The sequence below is a fragment of the Brucella tritici genome, from assembly GCF_902825325.1.
Lineage (GTDB): Bacteria > Pseudomonadota > Alphaproteobacteria > Rhizobiales > Rhizobiaceae > Brucella.
The window spans coordinates 1-19,888 of the sequence record NZ_CADEAR010000013.1 but is presented as its reverse complement, the minus strand read 5'-3'; the positions used below and the strand labels follow the sequence as shown (position 1 = coordinate 19,888).

The following is a 19,888-nucleotide window of genomic DNA, read 5'->3' as shown; positions in this document are numbered from 1 at the left end:
TTATCTCGTCGTCGGGTCCAGCTTGTCGCGTAGCCAATCACCCACAAAGCTGATCGATAGCGTCGTGAACATGATCACAAATGACGGCGCGAGCATGATCCACGGTGCACGAGTGAGATATTCGCGACCATAACCAACCATATTGCCAAGACTGGTCATGGGCGGCTGCACGCCCAATCCCAGAAACGAAAGGCTGCTTTCGAGAAGAATAATCTCCGGGAATGTCAGCGTCATCGAGACGATCAGCGTCGAAGCAATGTTCGGGAGGATATGCTTGAGATAAACGCGCGACGGCGTAGCGCCGAGCTGGGTAACCGCTGCTGCATAGCCTTGTGCATTCGCTGAGACAGCCAACCCGCGCGCGATACGGGCATAACGTTCCCAACCGTAAAAGCCCATAAGGCAGGTCAAAAGCAGAAGCGAGCTACCGAAGAATGCAAGTACGGCAAGCGACAAGATCAGGAATGGAAGTGCTGCCTGAAAATCAGCCAGCATAACGACAACCTGCTCTACGGTACCTCGAAAATACGCTGCGAGAAAACCGAGCGTCGTTCCGAATACCGCAGAGATAATCGTGGCGCCAAATGCGATGAGCAGCGAAATACGAATGGATTCGATAAGGCGTGAAAGCACGTCACGTCCCAGCTCATCGGTGCCCAGCCAGTGCTGTGCGTTCCCCGGCAGTGCGAGGCGGTTTTTCAGGTCAAAGGCTGTGATGTTGTAGGGTTTTATCCAGTCCGCAGCCAGAGCAATCAGGATCATTGAGGCTATCCAGATAAAGCCGATGATGACCATCAGCGGAATGCCTTTACGGTTCTTTTTCGGCTGCACGGCAACAGCGGCGGTATTGGCGGTCATATCCGTCATCAGTTCAGCCTCACGCCTTGCCCTGCGCCTGACGCAGACGCGGATCGAGATAACCATAGAGAAGGTCGACGATGAAATTGGAAATCACCATCGTCGCCGCCACGAGAAGCAGGATGCATTGCACGATAGCAAGATCGCGATTGGCAACCGAGACCACGAGCAACCTGCCCACGCCCGGCCATGAGAAGAGCGATTCAACAACCACTGCTCCTGCAATCAGCGATCCGACCATAAACCCGACGATAGTGACAATCGGAATAGCCGCGTTAGGCAGTGCGTGCCGCCATACCACATTGCGCCAGGACACACCTTTGGCGCTCGCCGTACGAATATAAGGCTGTCCCAGAATCTCGATCATCGCGCTGCGGGAGAAACGCGCCAGAATCGCAGCGCCACCAAGCCCCATGGTGATGATGGGTAGAATGGCATGCATCCAGCTATCCTGTCCGCCAGAGGGCAACCATCCCAGCGAAACCGAGAAAACCAGCACGAGAAGCAGCCCTAAAACGAAGCTCGGCAAAGTGAACCCGATGACGGCGGTCGCCATGACCGCCCGGTCAATAGCACTGTTGCGATGCAGTGCAGCATAAATACCGGCGGGAATGCCTAGTCCAAGCTTGATCAGAAGTGCCGGTATCGTAAGCTGAAGCGTTGCGGGAATGCGCTCGGTCACCAGTGTGATTGCAGATTGGCCGTCGCGCATCGATATTCCCAGATCGCCGCGCGCGATGGCTCCGAAATAACGCAAATATTGCTGCCAGAGCGGGTCATCAAGTCCCCAGTTCTTCCGGAAGGCAGCTATGGCTTCAGGTGGAGCATCCGGCCCCATGATGATCTGGGCCGGATCACCGGACATGCGCAAGACGACGAAAGCGAATGTCACCACAAGAAGAATAGTCACAAATGCGCGAACCCCGCGAACCATCAGAAATCTAAGCATGATAATTGTCCGTCTGCAGGGTTCCTGCAAAATGGCAGGCCACTTTGCGTCCCGCTGGCATATCGAGGAGTTCAGGTGTCTCGCTACTGCAGCGCGCAGCCGCAAAACGACAACGTGGATGAAAGGCGCAACCATCAGGTCGCGCGGCAGGGTTCGGTGGCTCTCCCTGCAGGATGATGCGGTCGCTGAGAGGAACACCGGCGACCGGCACACTGGACACCAGCGCCTGCGTATAGGGGTGATGCGGTCGGGCAAAAATTTCGTCCGCGGATGCTTCTTCGACGATACGGCCCAGATACATAACCGCGACACGATCCGAAATATTACGCACCACCTTCAGATCATGGCTGATGAAAACCATGGCTATGCCTTCACATTCCTGCAAATCGCGCAAAAGGTTCACAACCTGCGCCTGGATGGAAACGTCCAACGCCGATACAGGCTCATCGCAAACGATGAGTTGCGGCTTGCATGCGATGGCGCGTGCAATGACGACACGCTGGCGCTGCCCGCCCGAAAGCTCGTGCGGATAGCGAGAAGCCTGATCGGGGCGGAGACCGACCGCTCGCATCAGCTCCGCAACACGCGCTTTCTGCTCAGCAGGTGTTCCAATGCCATGGATTTCCAGCGGCTCGGCAATCTGACGACCAATCGGCAGGCGTCGATCCAAAGCTGCCAGAGGGTCCTGATAGACGAGTTGCATACGCGCCCGTAAAGCGCGCCAGCCAGCAGTCTTCTGGCGAGGTAGGGCTGAACCTTCGAACGTGACTTCTCCCTCACTGGGATCTTCGAGACCTAGAAGCAACCGACCCGTCGTGGATTTACCCGAACCGGACTCGCCAACGATGCCCAGAGTTGTTGCCGGAGCGACCGATATAGAAAGCCCGTCGACGGCGCGCACTGCGACCGGTTTTGCAAAAGGGCCTTTGCGCGACGTGTATGTTTTAACAAGATCGCGAGCTTCGATGAGAGCGGCTGTCATTGTGCTATTGCCCTTGTGCTCGCCGGGGTTGAAATATGGCCACCGATGGACGGCAGCAAATGCGATGCGGCCGGATAGGGATGAAAACAGGCGACCATACGCCCCTCACCGGCATCGCCCTGCGGAACACCGAGTCTCGGCAGGCTTCGTGCGCAGAGGTCACTCGCGCTCAAGCAGCGTGGCGAGAATGCGCAACCTTGCGGAAGTTTGCCGGGCTCAGGAACTGTGCCCTCGATGGGTATGAGCCAGCTGCGCCCGCCCTCAAGGCTGGGAATGGAATCGAACAGGCCGTGCGTGTAAGGATGACGCGGAGCAGTAAAAAGCGCTTCGGTCCCCGCCTGTTCGACGATACGCCCGGCATACATGACGGAGACCCGTTCGCAAATTTGCGAAACTGCACCAAGATCATGACTGATAAAGACCACAGCCATGCCGGTTTCCGCACGTAACGCAGCCAATAGATCAAGAATTTGAGCCTGAATCGTGGCATCAAGTGCTGTCGTAGGCTCATCTGCAATCAGGATATCGGGATTACCTGCCAGCGCCATGGCAATCATCAAACGCTGGTTTTGACCACCGGAAAATTCGTGCGGATAGTTATCGATGCGTCGGCCTGCATCCGGTATCCCCACCAGTTCCATCAATCGCAAAGCTTCTGCCCGGGCTGCTGGTCCTTTCAGGTTACGGTGAAGTCGCACTGCCTCCTCGATCTGGCGCCCAACCCGAATAACCGGGTTCAAGGAACTCGACGGGTCCTGAAAGATCATCGCAATACGGCCACCGCGAATGTTTTCGAGCGTACCGCGCGACGCAGTGAGCAATTCTCTTCCCTCAAGGAGAACGCTACCGGAGATCGACGCCTTCTTCGGCAGAAGACCGAGCGCCGCAAGCCAGGTCACAGATTTACCGCAGCCGGATTCACCGACAAGTCCCACGGCTTCGCCTCGTTCAATCGAGAGGTCGATACCATGCAGAACCGGTACGTCATCAAAGGCTACCTTGAGATTGGAAATTTCGACCAGCGGCATCACGCAATCCTTCTGGTTCATTCACAGTCGCGGGGCTTGAAGCCCAAAGGAAAAAGCGAGCCCGGCCGAACCGGGCCCGCCTCTACAAATGGATCAAGCCCAGTTGTTTTTGCGGAAATCCATTGCGAAAGCAGGGGCCGCCTTCCACTTCAATGATTTCGGCTTGGCAGTGAACGTCGCATTCTGGTGAAGGACTGTGTAAGCGGGGTCTTCCCGTTCACAGATTTCCAGCATCCGCTTGAACGCTTCCTTGCGTTTGGCATGGTCGGTGCTGGTTTCCAGTATGACGGAAAGCTTGTTTGCTTCCTCATTCGTCCATTCGCCAACCTGTTGCTGCTGACCGTTCGGACCGTGCTGGCTGACGATGGAAGAAACAGGATCGTTGAATGGCGCGGAATTGGACCAATCGCGCACAGCACGTCCTGGGCTCTTCTCCAGAACCTGTTGCCAGTTTTCCTGCATCTGTATTTCGACGTTCAGGCCCACCTGATTCCACATCTCCACAAGAATCTGCGCAGTCGGGGTCTGGTTGGTATAGTAATTGTTGAGTAGGCGGTAAGGGATTGCATCCCCCTTGTAACCGGCCTCTTTCAGAAGCTGCTTGGCGAGGTCAGGGTTATATTCTGGAACATTCCACCCCTGAACGAACATATCACCATAATAGTCCCACTGGAGACCGGCCGGAACGACCGTACGACCGGCCCACAGCGAATCCACGATCGCCTGGCGATCGATCGCATGGGTAAATGCGCGACGCACCAACGGATTTTCCAGTTGCGGATGGAACTTGTCGAATACGGTCAGACGATGGTTGAGGATCGTGCCACCTTGAACTTCGAAAGCATCATTCTTTTCGATGCCTTCGATCTGATCTGGTGGAATATCGCAAGCAAACTGGTATTCGCCAGAGAGCAGACCATTGATGCGGGACGCAACTTCCGGCACTTCGATGAAGCGGATCTGCTTCAGCGGCGGGCGTCCGCCCCAATATTCGTCATGAGCTTCGAGTACCAGCATATTGTCCGGCTTGAACTCTACAACCTTGTAAGGCCCGGTGGTAACCGGCTTGCGCGCCCAGTCGAGATAGCTCGGCGACTCTTCCCAGCCACGACGGCTCATGATCTGGCTACCGTAACGGGAGATGCGGCCTTCCATCGTGACGTCCGGCGTACCGTTCTTGAAGCGCACTGTATATTTGTCGACTACTTCGACACCGAGAAGCGCCGGCCACGAGCGGCGTGCCGTTGCTGGCACTTCAAGCGGCAGTTCCTTGCTTTCACGACCGAGCGGGTTTTTCTCCGATACGTAAATGGTCTTGCCTTCGGCTGGTTGAGTGTCACCGAACATACGTTCTTTGTCAAAAGTGAAGGCAACGTCTTCGGCGGTCATCTCGTCGCCATTGTGAAACTTCACACCTTGCCGGAGCTTCAGTTCAACGGTCTTGTCGTCAATGCGGGTCCATTCGGTCGCAAGACCTGGCACCGCTGAAAGACTACCCAGCCAGTCACGGTCGATCAGCGCTTCCCAGAGGCTGGAGAAGAAAACACGTTCACCCACATTCGACTGTTCACGAAGGACGTCGAGCGTATTGCTATTTGCCACCTTCTGCACGGCAATGGTGATTGATGGGCGATTGTCAGCCTGTGCGATTGCAAAGCGCGGCAGGATGAGCGAACCGGCAGCACCGGCTGAAAGGCCGAGCATCCCGCGTCGGGTCAGATTGATCATTTGGTTGCTCCTGAGATCAATGGTTGCGCGTTGTCAGCCCTTGCGGGCCGGATCTGTAATGGGTGAGTGTCCGGTCGGCATGAGACAGCCGCCACGACAGAGCCTTCTGGGCGTAGTCGCGAACAAGAGTCGCATAAGCGGGGTCTTCAGCCAGATTGTTAAATTCGTGCGGGTCTGCCCTCATGTCAAAGAACAGCGGTGGCAGGGCCGCAAAATGCACATACTTGTAGTTTTCATCTTCGATCACACAGAGACTGCAATCATCTTGGGAAAGCTGCACCGAGTTCTGCGGCTGATCGTAGAAGACGTCGCGGAAGTCGAACTCGTAATGCAGTTCTGTACGCCAGTCGGCGGGCTTTCCCTCGCCCAGAAACGGCAGTAGCGAACGTCCGTCGCAAGCACGTGGCGTTTCCCCGCCCAACCATTCGAGGATGGTCGGCATGACATCGATGCTTTCGGAAAAGCCTTCTTCGATCTGGCCAGCGTACCGGTTCTGTCCTGCATCCTTTATGACCAAGGGAATGCGGAAGCTCTCGTCATTGTAGCCGATCTTGCCAAGCAGATGATGATCGCCGAGCTGCTCACCGTGATCGCTGGTGAAGATGACAAGAGTATCGTCCCACTGACCCGTTTCATCAAGGTAAGCGAAGACCCGCCCCAGACAATCGTCGATTTCCGTAATCAGGCCGCAATAGGTGGCGCGCATCTGGCGAATCTCGCCTTCGTCCAGCGTTGCGCCGGAGCCTTCCGCCCCATGGAAAAACGAAACACGCCTGATATGATCGATATAGTGCTTCATAAGCGGATGCTGTGCCGCTTCGGCATCCGGACTTTCCGCGCGAACCGGCGCAGGCATATCTTCGGCCTTGTACATCGCATGATAAGGCGCGGAGGCGACGAATGGCGGGTGCGGGCGGTAGTAACCGAGATGCAGAAAGAATGGCTTGCCATCCCTGCCCTTTAGATATGTCAGCGCGCGTTCCGTGAAGAATGTGGAATCCGAGAATTCCTTCGGGATACGCGACGGCTTGTCGGTAGCGCCCGGAACGGAATGCTCCCCTTCCGGCAGCCAGATATCTTCGCGATTCTCCGGCAGTTCAAAGCCGTTCTGCGCCACCCAGCCAAAATACCCGTCCATATTGGGTTCGAATGCGCCTACAGAGCGAAACCCGTCCATGATATCGCCAAGAACCGTAAAACGCGGATCTCTGTGGGACGTCGAACGCGGATCAGGTGTCGTCGTTGTGTAACCGATGAGCGCGGGATCGTAGCCGATGGCGCGGAGAGCTTTGCCGAGATTCAAATGGCGCTGATCAAGCGGAACCGTGTTCTGCACTGCCCGATGGTTCATCAGGTAGAGCCCCGTAAGCAGGCTTGCTCTTGCCGGGCCACAAGGCACGCAGGTCGTGACGTGATTACGGAAGGTCAAGCCTTCCCGGCAAAGGCGATCAAGATTGGGAGTTTTGAGGAAGGGTTCGCGCCCCTCTGCCCGCATCAGGTGAGGGATAAAATCTGCTCGCCATTGATCAACGACGATAAGCAGGACATTTTTTCTGGTCATGTTGGCCTCGTTATTTCCGAGGCTTACTAGAACCCTTATATATCAAGGGCATGACCCTTGTGTAATGTTTTGGTGAAGCTCTGATTACAGAAAACGCCGGCCAAGGGCCGGCGTTTCGCTTAGATCAATGGAATAGTCGATCATTCCGCCTTGGCTTCGATATCGACCTTGTCGAGCAGCAAGGTCGGATCCTGCGATGCAGCTACCATTTCGAGAGCGCCAATGCCTTTTTCGGCTTTCGACTTGACAGTCAGCTCGAAAATATTCGGCTTAGCCAGGAACGTCGAAAACGCCGTCGCAACATCCTGCAACTGTGGCTGCTCCGCTGCCAGCTCTTGCAGAGCGGCTGCAGCCATCAGAGACATCGTGCCGCGTACTTCGTCTTCCGACATATCTTTTTCTTCGGCATAAATTTTGATCGCGTTGGCGATAATGCCCTTTTCCTCAACCTTCAGGTTTACCTGCTTGGCCTTGAGCCCGAGCAGAGCGACCTGCATCATCACCTTATCGCCAGAGAAGAATTCCTTCGTCAGGCCGCCCATCAAACCAGACATGGATACGGAACCCATATCCTTACCGCTGATCGAAATGTCCTTGATGATCAGATCCTGATTTGCCTCATCCCAGCTTGCTTCGAAGTTTGAAGACATGGTGAGACTATCATAACCAAGCTTCCGAAGCTGCTGGTAGAACTCGTCATCAGCCTGTGTCGGCACTTTGATCGACATGTCTTCGTAAGCGACGCGCACATCGGTCGGAATACCGTTGTAAGGCTTGTTGAGAGCGACTTCATAGCTCTTCATGGCAAACTGAATGCGTTCAGGCAGCGAAGGAACCGACGATTCTTCGGTTGCAGCCTGCTCTCCTTCATCCGCATTTTCCTCGCCTGCATCCACATCTTCAGACTTTTCGTATGGCAGATCGGCGTCGATCCCCACTACCCGAAGCGTGCCGAATTCCGGAAGCATGGTCGTGAAAGGGAAGATTTCAACTTCGTCCTCATTCAACGCCGCAAACTTCTTCAAGGCTTCGACTGAAGTCGCCCAGGAGAAGCCCTTCAAGGAAGCTTCCTCCATCTTTATGTAGTCCTGACCTTCGGAGAAGGCCAAGCCTTTGATAGTCGCATCCATCTTCTGATTGTCGAAAGCAACTGCGACGCGTTCGATACCGCCCTTGCCTTTCGATGCATCAGTTGGCTCGATCTTCATGCCGAGCATTTCGACATCGCCCTTACCAATCGTGTCGAACAGGGAACTCAACTGAAGAATAAGCTCGCGCGTCTCTTCCTGTGAAAGTTCGTCTGCATTTTCGAGAGACTGTAGCTTCTCCAAGGTTTCGGTGAACGGCACGGCTGGCATACGAGCCGTGAAGCCATTGCTGCGAATTTCATCATAGCTGAAGCTCGCATCCTTCGTCTTCATGACGATATTCTTCGCCGAGAAAGGACCATAGACGGGCTTTGCTTCCTTGTCGTCCGGGCCTGCCTTTTCGGTATAGAGACGGGCGAGGAAGACACCATCAACGTCCTTGCCCGCTGCGGCACCCATGGTGCCAGTCATCTTGTCCGCGGCTTTTTCACCGTCTTCACCAGGCACCTGGATCGTGAAGTCAAAAGCCGTGCCGCCCGCCGTATAACGAGCAACCTTACCGAGATTGATATCTTCCAGCGCAACGTCCTTGTAGACGATGTTCTGTTCGTTATTCGCAACCGTTTGAACGACCTTGATTTCTTGCGCAGTCAGGCGCTTAGCCGAGAACCGACCAACGCGTTCCGGCAGCGTCAGACCGCTATTGCCGAAAGTATCTTTTAGCATAGCAGTATCGAAATTAGCGTCCTCGATTGCCACGCTTGGAATTGAAATCTTGTAGTTTCCGATCTCCGTATCAATGCCCGACGCATTCAGCATGCCGGTGAGAAACAGAAACTTCGGACGACCATCAACCGAAGCAATACGAACGTTGGAGCCATCCTTCAGCGGCAACGTCACGTCGCGCAGGTGAATACGTCCGAGAAAATCTGCCTCAACCGAAGAGGCCTTGCCGCCACGCTTTTCAAGCTGCGACGTAATGGTCTTCTCAAGTGTGATCTTGTATCCGGTCAAACCGGCGGCAGCGATGGCGATTACCGCAACTGCCGCCCACAGCGCCTTGCGCCCACCCTTACGGGTTTCGTTCTTTGCCTGCTCCACGATGCTGATCCTTTCAGCGCAAATTAAAACGGTGTCTGTGCAAGCCATTGCCAGAACGAATTCGCAGACGAAAGGGAGGCTTCGACATCGCGTAAATACGGCTGAAACAACTGCTTAAAACACACAGCCTGAATCGGTCAGGCAGACAGATGCTCTAACTACCTGAAATTGCAAGCGCAAGCAGGGTCACAAAAGTTTCTCACAATATTTTAGAGTTTTCTCAAGAAATACTCGAACAAAGCAACGGGCAAAGCATTCACATTCTCGATGAAATATCTGCGGAGCCATTTCAGCTATTGAACCGGTTACTATCCCTCTCAATCAAACATAGAGATACTGTCAGCCGCTCAAAGCGGCTGATCGGGATGCGGAGATGAACCGTAGGCTCCCCAAATGGATTGATCGAAGTTCACGATGGCGCCGGTCATCAAGCCGGATTCTTTCGAAGCCAGAAAGGCTATCGCACGGGCAACTTCGGTTGGATCAATCAGCCTGCCGAAAGGCTGACTCTTCGCCGCCTCATCAAGCCAGTTCGCAGGCGCATTATGAAACTCACGCTGGATGCGATCCTCACCATCCGATGCCATCCAGCCGATATTCAAGCTATTGATGCGGATACGATTGCGCAGAACCGAATAGGCAACATTCCGGGTCAGTGTGTCCAGCGCCCCCTTGGAAGCACAATAAGCTGCAATGAAGGGCTGACCGCCCATCGACGACATCGAAGAAATGTTGACGATTGTCCCTTCGACCTTATCGCGTCGGAACAGTTTTATTGCCTCTTGAATGAGGAAGAATGGCGCTCGCGTATTCACCGCAAATAAACGGTCGAACAATTCCGGACTGGTGTTCAGAATGGTGCCCCGATCCGTCAGACCAGCGGCATTTACAAGAACGTCTAGCTTTCCAAAAACACGGTCGGCTTCCAAAACGATTTTACGGCAGTCTTCCACCTTCTCAAGATCAGCCTGCACGAAGACGGCTTTGGCTCCGAGATTTGCCAACTGATCGACTTGCGCCCGCCCCTTTTCAGCCGAACGCCCGCATATCACGAGGCCTTGAGCGCCCCTTTCTGCAAATAGTTTCGCTGTCGCTGCTCCAAGCCCCTGCGTGCTTCCCGTAATAACAGCAACTTTTCCGTTGAATTGTCCGTCCATTCTGCGTTCCGAAATTCAAGAGCATTTCCAGCAAAAGTGCGAAGCGGTTTTGCGTCGGATAATGCGTGAAAACAAAAGATAGAGCGGTTCCACGATTCAGTTTCAACCGGAACCGCTTCTAGTCAAACCCTGCCGCCCAGTTCGGCAGTCAGATCAGCGAGTTCCTGTCCGCCCGCCATGAGGCTTTGTAATTCGTCCATGTCCACATCGTTCTTCGTACGCGTTCCAAGCGTTACACCGCGATTGAGAACTGTGAACTTGTCACCAACCGCGTGAGCATGACGAACATTGTGCGTGATGAAGATCACCCCCAGCCCGCGCGAGCGCACCAGATTGATGTATTTGAGAACCATGGCCGTCTGCCGCACACCCAGCGCAGAAGTCGGTTCGTCGAGGATCAGCACTTTTGCGCCAAAATAGACGGCACGGGCAATCGCAACGCATTGGCGTTCACCACCGGATAGCGTTCCGACCGCCTGCTGCGGATCACGGACATCGATCCCGATCTTTCGCATCTCTTCGCGCGTTACTTCTTCGGCCTGCAGCGTGTCGAACCAGCGGAACGGCCCAACACCTTTTGTCGGCTCGCGTCCAAGAAAGAAATTGCGCATGACCGACATCAGCGGGATCATCGCAAGATCCTGATAGACCGTAGCAATGCCATGATCGAGCGCATCGCGTGGGCTTTTGAAGGTGACCGGCTTTCCTTCGACCAGAAAGTCACCGCTCGTCGGCTTGTGAACCCCGGAAAGCGTCTTGATCAGGGTCGATTTACCGGCACCATTATCGCCAAGCAGACAATGGACCTGCCCCGGTTCGACGCTCAACGAGACGCCGTTCAATGCAATGACCGGGCCGAAATGTTTAACGAGATTGCGGACTTCGATGATGGGTGTCGTCATGGCAAATCTCCCTCTCAGCGCTCGCCGGTCGCGCGCTTGCGAATGAAATTGTTGAAGAGCACCGCGATCAGAAGCATCCCGCCCAGGAAGACCAGATACCAATCCTGGTCGATCTGGGTATAGGTCAGCCCAATCAACACCATGCCGAAGATGATTGCGCCGAAGAATGCGCCAATTGCAGAACCATAGCCGCCGGTCAGCAGACAGCCGCCAATGACCGCAGCGATAATCGCCTCGAATTCCTTCTGGAAGCCACGGCGCGCATCGGTTGAGCCGGCATCAAGAACGGTAAGGATAGCTACTAATGCCGCAGCCATGGCTGTGCACATGAACAACGTCGTTTTGACGCGACGCACGGGGACACCGGAATTGCGAGCAGCCAGAGCGTCGCCACCTGCGGCGAAAATCCAGTTGCCGAAGCGCGTGCGCACCAGCACATAGGTTGCAATAAGCGCGATGGCGATGAACCACAAAACTTCGACCGGCACGCCTTTCACCGAAGGCTCACCATTGGGGAATTTGTCAATCAGGTCGTTCTCAGCCATCCAGGCGAAAAATCCCTGAAACGCATCACCGGAAAAAAGCCCGGCAAGATAACTGCCTGCAACGGCTTCCTTGACACCTCGCAACTGCGTAGCGCCGCCTGTTGCCCATTTTAACCCGACAAGCGACAGACCGCGCAGAATGAACAGGAAAGCGAGCGTTACGATAAAGGATGGCAAGCCGGTCCGGATTACAATCTGGGCATTCACCACACCCACAAATGCGGCAAACAGCAAAGTGACGATAATTGCGACGCCAAGCGGCACCTGCCAGACGACCAGGGCAGCGGCAAAGATCAATCCTGCAAAAGCCACCATCGACCCGATGGACAGATCGAACTCACCGCCGATCATGAGAAGTGCCGCAGCAACCGCCAGAATGCCGAGCTGCGAAGCGGGAGCCATGAAATTCATGATGCCGGCCGCAGTAAACATCGCCGGATTGGCAACTGAGACGAAAAAGATCGTAATAAGGATCAGACCGGAAACTGCTCCTAATTCGGGCCTGCTCAGGAGCCGTTGCAATGGGCTCGCCGACTGAAGTCGCTCATCCTTCGATAGCGCCGCCGTGCTGGCCTTTTCATGGGGAAGTGGCTCACTCATGATCTTCTCCTGCTGTATTCTGGGTACAGAGACCCGTTCCCGCCCATTTTCATGGGCGGGTTCGATATCAGATAGTCTAAATGATGCTTACCGGATGCCCTTGGCCGAAAGTTCCACGACCTGCTTGGCCTTATCCTTGGTGATAAGGTTCGGGCCCGATGGAACATTACCACCCGGCATCAGACCGTATTTCGCGTTAAGTGCGAGGAACGATACCGGCAGATAACCTTGCAAGAACTGCTGCTGGTCGATGGCGAAGTCTGCCTGTCCCTTTTCAACGGCCTCCAGGAAGCCAGCCGACATATCGAACGTCGCAACATGGATTCCACTGCGACCGCTTTCGGAAGCGGCTTTCACAGCAGGTTCACCCGCGAGTGTTGCATTGAGCGTCAGGATCGTGTCGACGCTAGCATCAGATGCCAAGGCAGCACGAACCTTGGCTTCGTTCTCAGCAGGATCGGTCGATGTCGGCAGAACCGTTACATCACCGAAGCCTTCCTTGAAGCCTGCACAGCGTTGATCAAGCGAGACATTGCCGACTTCCTGATTGACGCAAATACCTTTCTTGCCACCAGCATTCTTCAGCGCTTCACCCGCGACCTTACCAGCATCGAACTCGTCCTGACCAACATGCAGCAGAGCTCCGAGCTTCTTCGAGGCATCGGAACCGGAGTTCATGGAAATCACTGGAATACCGGCTGCTACAGCACGCTGAATCGACGGCCCAAGCGCATCCGCATCTGGGATGGAAACCACAATGCCCTGCGGCTTCTGATTGATCGCAGCGTCGATAAGCTGGGCCATCTGCACCATGTCAAAGGTTTCCGGCGCACGATAATCGACCTTCACACCCGTATCCTTTGCCGCTTCGGCAACGCCGTTCTTCACCACCGACCAGAACGGGTCCGAAGCCTGACCATGGCTAACGACGACGATATTAATATCGGCCGCGTGAGCTGCGAAAGACGCAGCCAATAAGGCCACACCGGCTACGGCCGACTTCAATAGAGATTGCATGTTCACTCCTCCCTTGTCCGGCACTCCCCGCCGGTTTGCGTTAACGCCTTATCTTCCCACTGCAGCATCCCGGCGCTCCTCCAAGCGTTTCCCCGTTACCACATGCAGATCGTGGATCTATTCAATAGAATGAAACATTCATAACAAATTATCGTGGAATTATAATTCCATTTCTGGTAGCCCATGTCAATCGCATAAGCTGCCGACGATATGCTTATTTCCCAAAGAAGTCGCGCGGCGCCAAACGCTTCGACCATCGTTTCTGGAGGAATGGAAAATGGCTGATAAAGCTGGGGTTGTTGTGGCAGGCTTGATCGGATCCGGCTTCATGGGCAAGACGCACGCCCTCGCACTCGCAAACGTCAACCGGGTATTCGACTTACCGATTGAAGTGCAGCTTCACACATTGGCCGATGTGAATGCGGAATTGGCAAGAAAAGCCGCAAAACAATTGGGATTTGCAAATGCTACCGGCGATTGGCGCACACTGATCTCAACCCCGGATATCAATCTCATCGACATCACAACGCCAAACCGGTTTCACAGGGAAATGGCGCTCGCCGCCATTGAAGCGGGCAAACATGTCTATTGCGAAAAGCCGCTTGCACCCACCGCTGCCGAGTGCCTCGAAATGACGCTCGCCGCAGAACGGAAAGGTGTCCAGACAGCCGTTGGGTTCAACTATCTGAAAAATCCGATGATAAAACTGGCCAAGGAAATCATCGACAGCGGTGAACTGGGCGAAATTCGCAATTTTCGCGGTATTCATGCTGAAGACTTCATGGCCGACACAGCCATTCCATGGACCTGGCGTCTCGATCCGGCAGGCGGTGGTGGGGCACTAGCCGATATCGGCAGTCATATCATCGCTACTGCACGCCATCTTGTTGGGCCGATAATGGCGGTTATGGGAGACGCCGTCACCATCATAAGCGAGCGCCCGGATAGTTTGGACCTTTCGCAGATGAAACCCGTGGAAGTGGACGATGTTTGCCATGCTTTCATACGTTTTGAAAACGGGGCGACCGGCACACTCGAAGCGAGCTGGATCGCCAGCGGTCGAAAGATGCAGCACGATTTCGAGATTTCCGGATCGAAAGGTTCCCTGTTCTTTTCGCAGGAACGCTTCAACGAACTCAACCTGTTTCTCTTTTCCGACAAAAAGGGACAACAGGGCTTCCGCAAAATCTTTGCTGGCCCAGAACACGGCTCCTACGGCGCATTTTGCGTAGCGGGCGGCCACCAGATCGGCTTCAACGATCTCAAGACGATCGAAGTCTGCGACTTCCTGCTTGCCATTGCGGGACAGAAAACCAATCACGCCGATTTTCGCGAGGGCTACGAAGTTCAGAAGACTGTGGAAACGATCTATGTCTCTTCCCGCGCGCGCCAGTGGAAAAATATCTAGCTTATACATGAGGTCGGATGGACGATGAACTCGCCATCCACCATCATGATTTTCGCTCTTATGCCGTAGACGTCGTGCAACAGTTGCGGCGTGAGCACTTCCGTCGGCTTGCCATCTGCAACGATATGTCCCCTGTCGAGCAGAATAAGGCGTGTGCAATGCTGTGCCGCAAGGCTCAACTCATGCAATGAGGCGACAACGGTCCGGCCCTCCTGCGCAAGTTCGGCGAAACTTTGCATCAATCCAAGCTGATGAGATGGGTCAAGTCCGGCCACCGGCTCATCAGCGAGTATTACGGGCGTATCCTGCGCCAAGACACGTGCAATCAGCACCCGTGCGCGTTCACCACCGGAAAGTTCTATCGCCGACCTGTCCCGAAATCGCGCGACGTCCATACGCTGCATTGCTGTCTCGATAAGCACTTCATCTTGCGCACTCAGGCTCGCAAATACCGGCTTCAGCGCGGAGCGGCCCAGCGAAACAAGCATTTCGACCGATACCGGCCACGCAACATCGCGATCCTGCGGCAGATAAGCGAGATTCTGCGCTTTCGTCGAAGCACTCGTCTGCCGCAAATCATTCCCGTCGAGGGAAATTTCCCCTCTGGATGCGACAAGTCCAAGAATGGCGCGCAACAATGTCGTCTTCCCGGCACCATTGGGTCCGATCAGTCCGATGAATTCACCGCCATGAATATTGAAACTTGCGTCGCTGAGTGCTGCCTTCCCGCCGAGCGAAACGGAAAGATTCTTTACCGAAAGCGAAGTCATACGAGCTGCCTCCGATATTTGAATACAAGCCACAGAAAGAATGGTGCGCCAATGATTGCCGTCAGAACGCCCAGTTTCAGTTCACGTCCCGGCATGACGACACGCACCAATACGTCAGCCGCTAACAACAGGGCAGCCCCGCCGAAACCGCTTGCAACCAGCAATCGTGACGGACGCGCACCGACAAGCGGACGCAGAAGATGCGGAACCACCAGCCCTACAAAACCGATTGCACCGGCAACAGCGGTGGAAGCACCCACGCAGGCTGCTGTACCCAGCACGGCAAAAAGCTGCACACGAGCCAGATTGACGCCCATCGTCGCCGCAGCATCAGCCCCCAGTGTCAGACCGTCGAGTGATCGCCCGAGTGCCAGAAGCATCGCCCAGCCAACAAGGATAAATGGTGCGGCGAGAGCCACATGCGTCATCGACCTGTCGGCTAGTGAACCGAGCATCCAGAAGATGATTTCCATTGCGGCAAACGGGTTGGGCGACAGGTTGAGCGCCAGCGCCGTCAATGCACCAGCGAGACTGGTCACCGCAACACCGGCCAATATGACCGCTAGCGTACCGGCATTGCGCCCCGCCAGAAGCTTGACGAGAAACACCGACACAAAGGCACCTACCAGCGCGAGGAGCGGCAAAGCCAGCGGAAACAGAAGCGACAGGCCGCTATAAATAGCAATAACAGCGCCGAATGACGCGGATGCGCTCACGCCAAGAAGGCCGGGTTCCGCGAGCGGGTTGCGCAAATATCCTTGCAAGGCAGCGCCGGACAATCCAAGCGACGCCCCGATAAGGAGCGCGAGCAGTGCGCGAGGCAGGCGAATTTCGCGCATGACCAGCACGATCATTTCGCTATCATCACCGAAAAGCGCCTTGAGGCTGTCAGGGATACTGATCGCAGCCGGCCCGGTCAGCAGCGAGACGATGAAGAGCAAAACCACAAGCATGGCCAGCCCGACGAGCAGAAGATAGAAGCGGCTACGTTCAGTCACGCGCCGCCTCCGCAAGTTCCGCTACGGCTTCAACGCTGAATGGACCACCGCAAACCGTCAGATTATCCGCTATCGTCACCGCTCTCGCCTGCTTTTCAAGCGCTCGCAACGCCGGGTGTTCGAAATTCTCGAAAGCCAGCGCGGGGGCGCGATCTCTTGAACTGCGCACCAGAATATCCGGCTTTTCGAGTAGCAGCTTTTCCAGCGGCAGCGGAGCAGAACCGCTGATGCCTGCCTTCTCGGCCAGATTATCAAGTCCGGCAAGACGCACAGCCTCATCAACCAGTGTTCCCCGACCTGATGTGTAACTGTTGGCATAATAAAGCGCGACCGTCTTGCGGCGGACCGGAGGCTGGATTGCCGCTAAAGCAATTTTCATTTCATCAATTTCCCGGCTTGCTTCTGCCTGTCTTCCGAGCAACTCACCCATGCGATGCAGATGATCTTCTATATCGCCGAACGAGCGCGCTGGCGCGAACTCCTCCACACGAACACCGAGCCTGCGCAATAGTTCGACCGTTGCCCTCGACGAGAATGTGCCCGCCAGCACAAGATCAGGTTTCATCAGAAAGACTTCTTCTGCCTGCGCATGGTTGACCGGAAACTCCCGGGCTCTCGCAGCCATGACGGACAATTCCGGGTCCTGCGACAAGTACGAAACCGACTGCAACTGGCCCTCATTGGCCAGCAGCAATGCCAACTGATCGGTACATACGTTGATGGAAACGACGTGATGGGGAATGTCCCCGGCGTCTGCCAAATTTCGAACGAATAGGACCAGCCCCGCCGCGAGGCAGAAGCTGGTGATCCATTTTGCGGATGCCCTTTTCATTCTCTGTTCAGCCTCAGAAATTCCGGGTCAATCCAACATTGATCGTGCGTCCCGGTGCAATATAGCCAGAGCTGGTCTGATAGTCCTTGTCAAAAATATTCTCGACCGAGAACTTCAACTGCGACTGCTTGTCGATGGAATAGAGTGCCACGAAATCAGCCGTCACATAGTCTCCAAGTTTCTTGCTGTTCGCAGCATCAGCATAACGCGAACCGCCATAGATCAGCCTTGCAGTCAGATCGAGCTTTTCAATCGGAGTGAGGTTGACCTCAGCCGCCGCCTTGAAACGTTCACGATAGGGAAGATCCTTGTCCGTATCTTCATCGATTGGCTGCTTCAGATCGACCGATCCCTTGACGACCCAGCGATCATCGAAACGATGCGCCAATGTGGCTTCGAAACCCGTAACCTTCGCGCTGGCAACATTATAAGGCAGATAGGATGGTGCGGTGCTCATGATCGCATCGCGCAACCATGTTTGGTAGAACGCCATATCAAGGCTTGTCGAAGCCGTAGCCTGCCAGTTCAAGCCAACTTCATACGAACGGGACTTTTCCGGCTGCAAATCAGGGTTGGCGAAGCCCGGATAATAGAGTTCGTTGAATGTTGGTGCCCGAAAACCCGTGGCATAGGATGACCGTAAAACAAGGTCCGGCAAAACTTCATAGCTCGCGCCAAGATTGTAGGTCAGAACATCGCCGAACTGCCCATTATGGTCGTAACGCAACCCGCCATCGAAGCGTAGCGCCTCGTATTCGAGCGAATATTGACCGAACACAGCAGCCAGATCGCGGCTGGTTTCATCATAGGCAACGGTGGTGTTGATTTCCTCGCGATAGGCTTCCACACCAGCGGTCACGGTGTGGTTGACCTTGCCGGTGTCGAAACTCTTTTCGGTCGACGCAAAGACACCATAACGCTTGGTCTCAAACCGGTCCGAACCGCTCACGCCTTTCCGGAAGTTACGGCTGTTGTCGATACCGGCGCTAAATTCTAGCGTGGATGACCAATCCTCCGTATGATCGATGCGCGTTCCGATCTTACCGGTAAACGCGGTACTATAGGCCTGGTTCGGTGACGGTGCCTTGGCATCATATTGATTGCGCCCACGGCTAAGGAGACCATCCGTATAAATTTTACCCCAATCGAAATCCTTCGACAGGGAAAACTTGAAAGAGCCTTGCAGAAATCCGTCGCGATCCGGCTCATGGCCATAGGCATCCGATGTGGTGAAGTCATATCCTTGCGTGCCGGTTATGGCTGCACCCAAAGCATAGTCGATACCCTCATTACTCCGCCCCTGAATGGACCCGGACGCATACCCACCCCATGGGTGGCTGACACCGGTAGAAAGACTGCCGCACCAGGAGCGTTCACCGCAGGCTCCGCCCTGCTTGGTGATGATATTAATCACCCCCCCCATGGCATCTGCGCCATATTGGGCAGAATGAGCCCCCTTTGCGATCTCAATGCGGTCGATCGAACTCAGGGGAATATTCGCCAACGCGGTTGAGCCGCTTGTTGCTGACGCGGTGCGCACGCCATTGATAAGAACAACCGTCTGCTTGGAAGACAAACCGCGCATGTAAATATCCGAAGACGAGCCCTGCCCGCCATTCGTCTTTATGGAGATACCACTATAGGACTTCAGCAACGATTGCAGATCCGGAGCGGCCGAACTCTCAATGTCGGCTGAATCGATGACCGTCACGGATGATGTCGATCGCTGGAGCGAAGACGCGCGACGCAATGGTGTGACCACGATTGTATCGAGAACGACACTACCATCGCTGTCCGGCAGACCTTGAGCAAGTGTCGTGGACGGCAGCGCAAGAACACTGGCCGACGCCAATAGAACAGATAATTTCAACAGATGCATTTTCCCTCAACCCACCGAACCGAAGACCGATACCGGCTTTTTCTCGCACCGCAGGTTGAAGTGATGGTGGCATTAAAGGCCCTTCTTCCCGACGGCAACATTTCAACAATGTCACCGCCACGGGCAGCCGCGCCTGAACACACCCCGTGTCCATGCATAGGTGACCGGATACGGCAGGTCTCCTGACTTCCGGGTCGTCGCTTCCCCTCCGCCTTCCCGAGTGCATCGAATGCTCTCAGTGGCTTTCACCGCTCACACGGTTATGGAGGATAGCTCTCCGGTTACAGTTGCGGGGGCAGTCGCGGCATCAGCCAAGTGGCTTCACCGTGTTCCCTTTTCATCCGCCTGAACAGCGGAACCGTTTCCTGATGAAGTCGATAGCAACATGGTTAAGGATTCGCAACTCCCCTAGGGTCAAACCCCAATCAGACTGTTGATCATATTGGTTCTCCGTGGTTCACTGCCTTCTACAGCAGGAGTTTTGG

The 19,888-nt window shown here is 55.0% G+C and carries 16 protein-coding genes and 1 riboswitch; of the genes, 1 reads left to right on the top strand and 15 read right to left on the bottom strand.

The annotated features are described in order from the left end of the window. From HWX93_RS17670 to HWX93_RS17620, 11 genes are all read right to left on the bottom strand, one after another. Complete coding sequence (locus HWX93_RS17670; RefSeq protein WP_176038103.1) at nucleotides 1–867, bottom strand: ABC transporter permease; 867 nt, start codon at nucleotides 865–867, stop codon at nucleotides 1–3. A gap of 10 nt (nucleotides 868–877) precedes the next feature. Next, the gene (locus HWX93_RS17665; RefSeq protein ID WP_176038102.1) at nucleotides 878–1,807 is read right to left on the bottom strand and encodes an ABC transporter permease; all 930 of its coding nucleotides are present in this window, start codon (nucleotides 1,805–1,807) and stop codon (nucleotides 878–880) included. Further along, nucleotides 1,800–2,789, bottom strand: coding sequence for an ABC transporter ATP-binding protein (locus tag HWX93_RS17660; protein WP_176038101.1), 990 nt, complete (start codon nucleotides 2,787–2,789; stop codon nucleotides 1,800–1,802). Before HWX93_RS17660 ends, HWX93_RS17665 begins: the two co-directional genes overlap by 8 nt. Beyond that, nucleotides 2,786–3,838, bottom strand: a complete 1,053-nt coding sequence (locus tag HWX93_RS17655) for an ABC transporter ATP-binding protein (RefSeq protein WP_176038100.1) — start codon at nucleotides 3,836–3,838, stop codon at nucleotides 2,786–2,788. The genes HWX93_RS17660 and HWX93_RS17655 overlap by 4 nt, the downstream gene beginning before the upstream one ends. 72 nt (nucleotides 3,839–3,910) lie before the next feature. After that, nucleotides 3,911–5,545, bottom strand: coding sequence for an ABC transporter substrate-binding protein (locus HWX93_RS17650; protein ID WP_176038099.1), 1,635 nt, complete (start codon nucleotides 5,543–5,545; stop codon nucleotides 3,911–3,913). 16 nt (nucleotides 5,546–5,561) lie between these two features. Further along, a complete protein-coding gene (gene pehA, locus HWX93_RS17645; RefSeq protein ID WP_176038098.1) occupies nucleotides 5,562–7,106 on the bottom strand; it encodes a phosphoric/sulfuric ester hydrolase PehA in 1,545 nt (514 codons plus the stop codon). Nucleotides 7,107–7,246: 140 nt separating this feature from the next. Continuing rightward, nucleotides 7,247–9,295 (bottom strand): hypothetical protein, encoded by a 2,049-nt coding sequence (locus tag HWX93_RS17640; protein WP_176038097.1) that lies wholly within the window; start codon nucleotides 9,293–9,295, stop codon nucleotides 7,247–7,249. 347 nt (nucleotides 9,296–9,642) lie between these two features. Next, the gene (locus tag HWX93_RS17635; RefSeq protein ID WP_176038096.1) at nucleotides 9,643–10,452 is read right to left on the bottom strand and encodes an SDR family oxidoreductase; all 810 of its coding nucleotides are present in this window, start codon (nucleotides 10,450–10,452) and stop codon (nucleotides 9,643–9,645) included. Nucleotides 10,453–10,574: 122 nt separating this feature from the next. Continuing rightward, the gene (locus tag HWX93_RS17630; RefSeq protein WP_176038095.1) at nucleotides 10,575–11,354 is read right to left on the bottom strand and encodes an ATP-binding cassette domain-containing protein; all 780 of its coding nucleotides are present in this window, start codon (nucleotides 11,352–11,354) and stop codon (nucleotides 10,575–10,577) included. A gap of 14 nt (nucleotides 11,355–11,368) precedes the next feature. Next, the gene (locus tag HWX93_RS17625) at nucleotides 11,369–12,499 is read right to left on the bottom strand and encodes an ABC transporter permease (RefSeq protein ID WP_140022141.1); all 1,131 of its coding nucleotides are present in this window, start codon (nucleotides 12,497–12,499) and stop codon (nucleotides 11,369–11,371) included. Between the two features lie 87 nt (nucleotides 12,500–12,586). Then, complete coding sequence (locus HWX93_RS17620; RefSeq protein WP_176038094.1) at nucleotides 12,587–13,516, bottom strand: sugar ABC transporter substrate-binding protein; 930 nt, start codon at nucleotides 13,514–13,516, stop codon at nucleotides 12,587–12,589. Nucleotides 13,517–13,793: 277 nt separating this feature from the next. Here HWX93_RS17620 and HWX93_RS17615 point away from each other — a divergent pair, with 277 nt between their 5' ends. After that, nucleotides 13,794–14,924, top strand: a complete 1,131-nt coding sequence (locus tag HWX93_RS17615; RefSeq protein WP_176038093.1) for a Gfo/Idh/MocA family protein — start codon at nucleotides 13,794–13,796, stop codon at nucleotides 14,922–14,924. Here HWX93_RS17615 and HWX93_RS17610 read toward each other — a convergent pair. The 4 genes from HWX93_RS17610 to HWX93_RS17595 are packed head-to-tail and all read right to left on the bottom strand — an operon-like array spanning nucleotide 14,921 to nucleotide 19,403. Further along, nucleotides 14,921–15,694 (bottom strand): ABC transporter ATP-binding protein, encoded by a 774-nt coding sequence (locus HWX93_RS17610; protein WP_176038092.1) that lies wholly within the window; start codon nucleotides 15,692–15,694, stop codon nucleotides 14,921–14,923. The genes HWX93_RS17615 and HWX93_RS17610 overlap by 4 nt on opposite strands. Continuing rightward, nucleotides 15,691–16,692 carry a FecCD family ABC transporter permease gene (locus HWX93_RS17605; protein WP_176038091.1) on the bottom strand — a complete coding sequence of 334 codons (1,002 nt, stop codon included), beginning with the start codon at nucleotides 16,690–16,692 and terminating at the stop codon, nucleotides 15,691–15,693. The genes HWX93_RS17610 and HWX93_RS17605 overlap by 4 nt, the downstream gene beginning before the upstream one ends. Beyond that, on the bottom strand, nucleotides 16,685–17,524 hold the full coding sequence (locus HWX93_RS17600) for an ABC transporter substrate-binding protein (protein WP_176038090.1): 840 nt from the start codon (nucleotides 17,522–17,524) through the stop codon (nucleotides 16,685–16,687). Before HWX93_RS17600 ends, HWX93_RS17605 begins: the two co-directional genes overlap by 8 nt. A gap of 13 nt (nucleotides 17,525–17,537) precedes the next feature. Further along, nucleotides 17,538–19,403 carry a TonB-dependent receptor domain-containing protein gene (locus tag HWX93_RS17595; protein ID WP_176038089.1) on the bottom strand — a complete coding sequence of 622 codons (1,866 nt, stop codon included), beginning with the start codon at nucleotides 19,401–19,403 and terminating at the stop codon, nucleotides 17,538–17,540. Between the two features lie 154 nt (nucleotides 19,404–19,557). Then, nucleotides 19,558–19,781: riboswitch (cobalamin riboswitch) on the bottom strand. Between the last annotated feature and the right edge of the window lie 107 nt (nucleotides 19,782–19,888).

Bases quoted from the DNA above. Each gene is read 5' to 3' on its own strand.
- HWX93_RS17655 (WP_176038100.1), bottom strand. From the start codon at position 3,838: ATGAACCAGAAGGATTGCGTGATGCCGCTGGTCGAAATTTCCAATCTC.
- HWX93_RS17670 (WP_176038103.1), bottom strand. From the start codon at position 867: ATGACGGATATGACCGCCAATACCGCCGCTGTTGCCGTGCAGCCGAAA.
- HWX93_RS17615 (WP_176038093.1), top strand. From the start codon at position 13,794: ATGGCTGATAAAGCTGGGGTTGTTGTGGCAGGCTTGATCGGATCCGGC.
- HWX93_RS17660 (WP_176038101.1), bottom strand. From the start codon at position 2,789: ATGACAGCCGCTCTCATCGAAGCTCGCGATCTTGTTAAAACATACACG.
- HWX93_RS17630 (WP_176038095.1), bottom strand. From the start codon at position 11,354: ATGACGACACCCATCATCGAAGTCCGCAATCTCGTTAAACATTTCGGC.
- HWX93_RS17595 (WP_176038089.1), bottom strand. From the start codon at position 19,403: ATGCATCTGTTGAAATTATCTGTTCTATTGGCGTCGGCCAGTGTTCTT.
- HWX93_RS17600 (WP_176038090.1), bottom strand. From the start codon at position 17,524: ATGAAAAGGGCATCCGCAAAATGGATCACCAGCTTCTGCCTCGCGGCG.
- HWX93_RS17620 (WP_176038094.1), bottom strand. From the start codon at position 13,516: ATGCAATCTCTATTGAAGTCGGCCGTAGCCGGTGTGGCCTTATTGGCT.
- HWX93_RS17610 (WP_176038092.1), bottom strand. From the start codon at position 15,694: ATGACTTCGCTTTCGGTAAAGAATCTTTCCGTTTCGCTCGGCGGGAAG.
- HWX93_RS17665 (WP_176038102.1), bottom strand. From the start codon at position 1,807: ATGCTTAGATTTCTGATGGTTCGCGGGGTTCGCGCATTTGTGACTATT.
- HWX93_RS17650 (WP_176038099.1), bottom strand. From the start codon at position 5,545: ATGATCAATCTGACCCGACGCGGGATGCTCGGCCTTTCAGCCGGTGCT.
- pehA (WP_176038098.1), bottom strand. From the start codon at position 7,106: ATGACCAGAAAAAATGTCCTGCTTATCGTCGTTGATCAATGGCGAGCA.
- HWX93_RS17635 (WP_176038096.1), bottom strand. From the start codon at position 10,452: ATGGACGGACAATTCAACGGAAAAGTTGCTGTTATTACGGGAAGCACG.
- HWX93_RS17625 (WP_140022141.1), bottom strand. From the start codon at position 12,499: ATGAGTGAGCCACTTCCCCATGAAAAGGCCAGCACGGCGGCGCTATCG.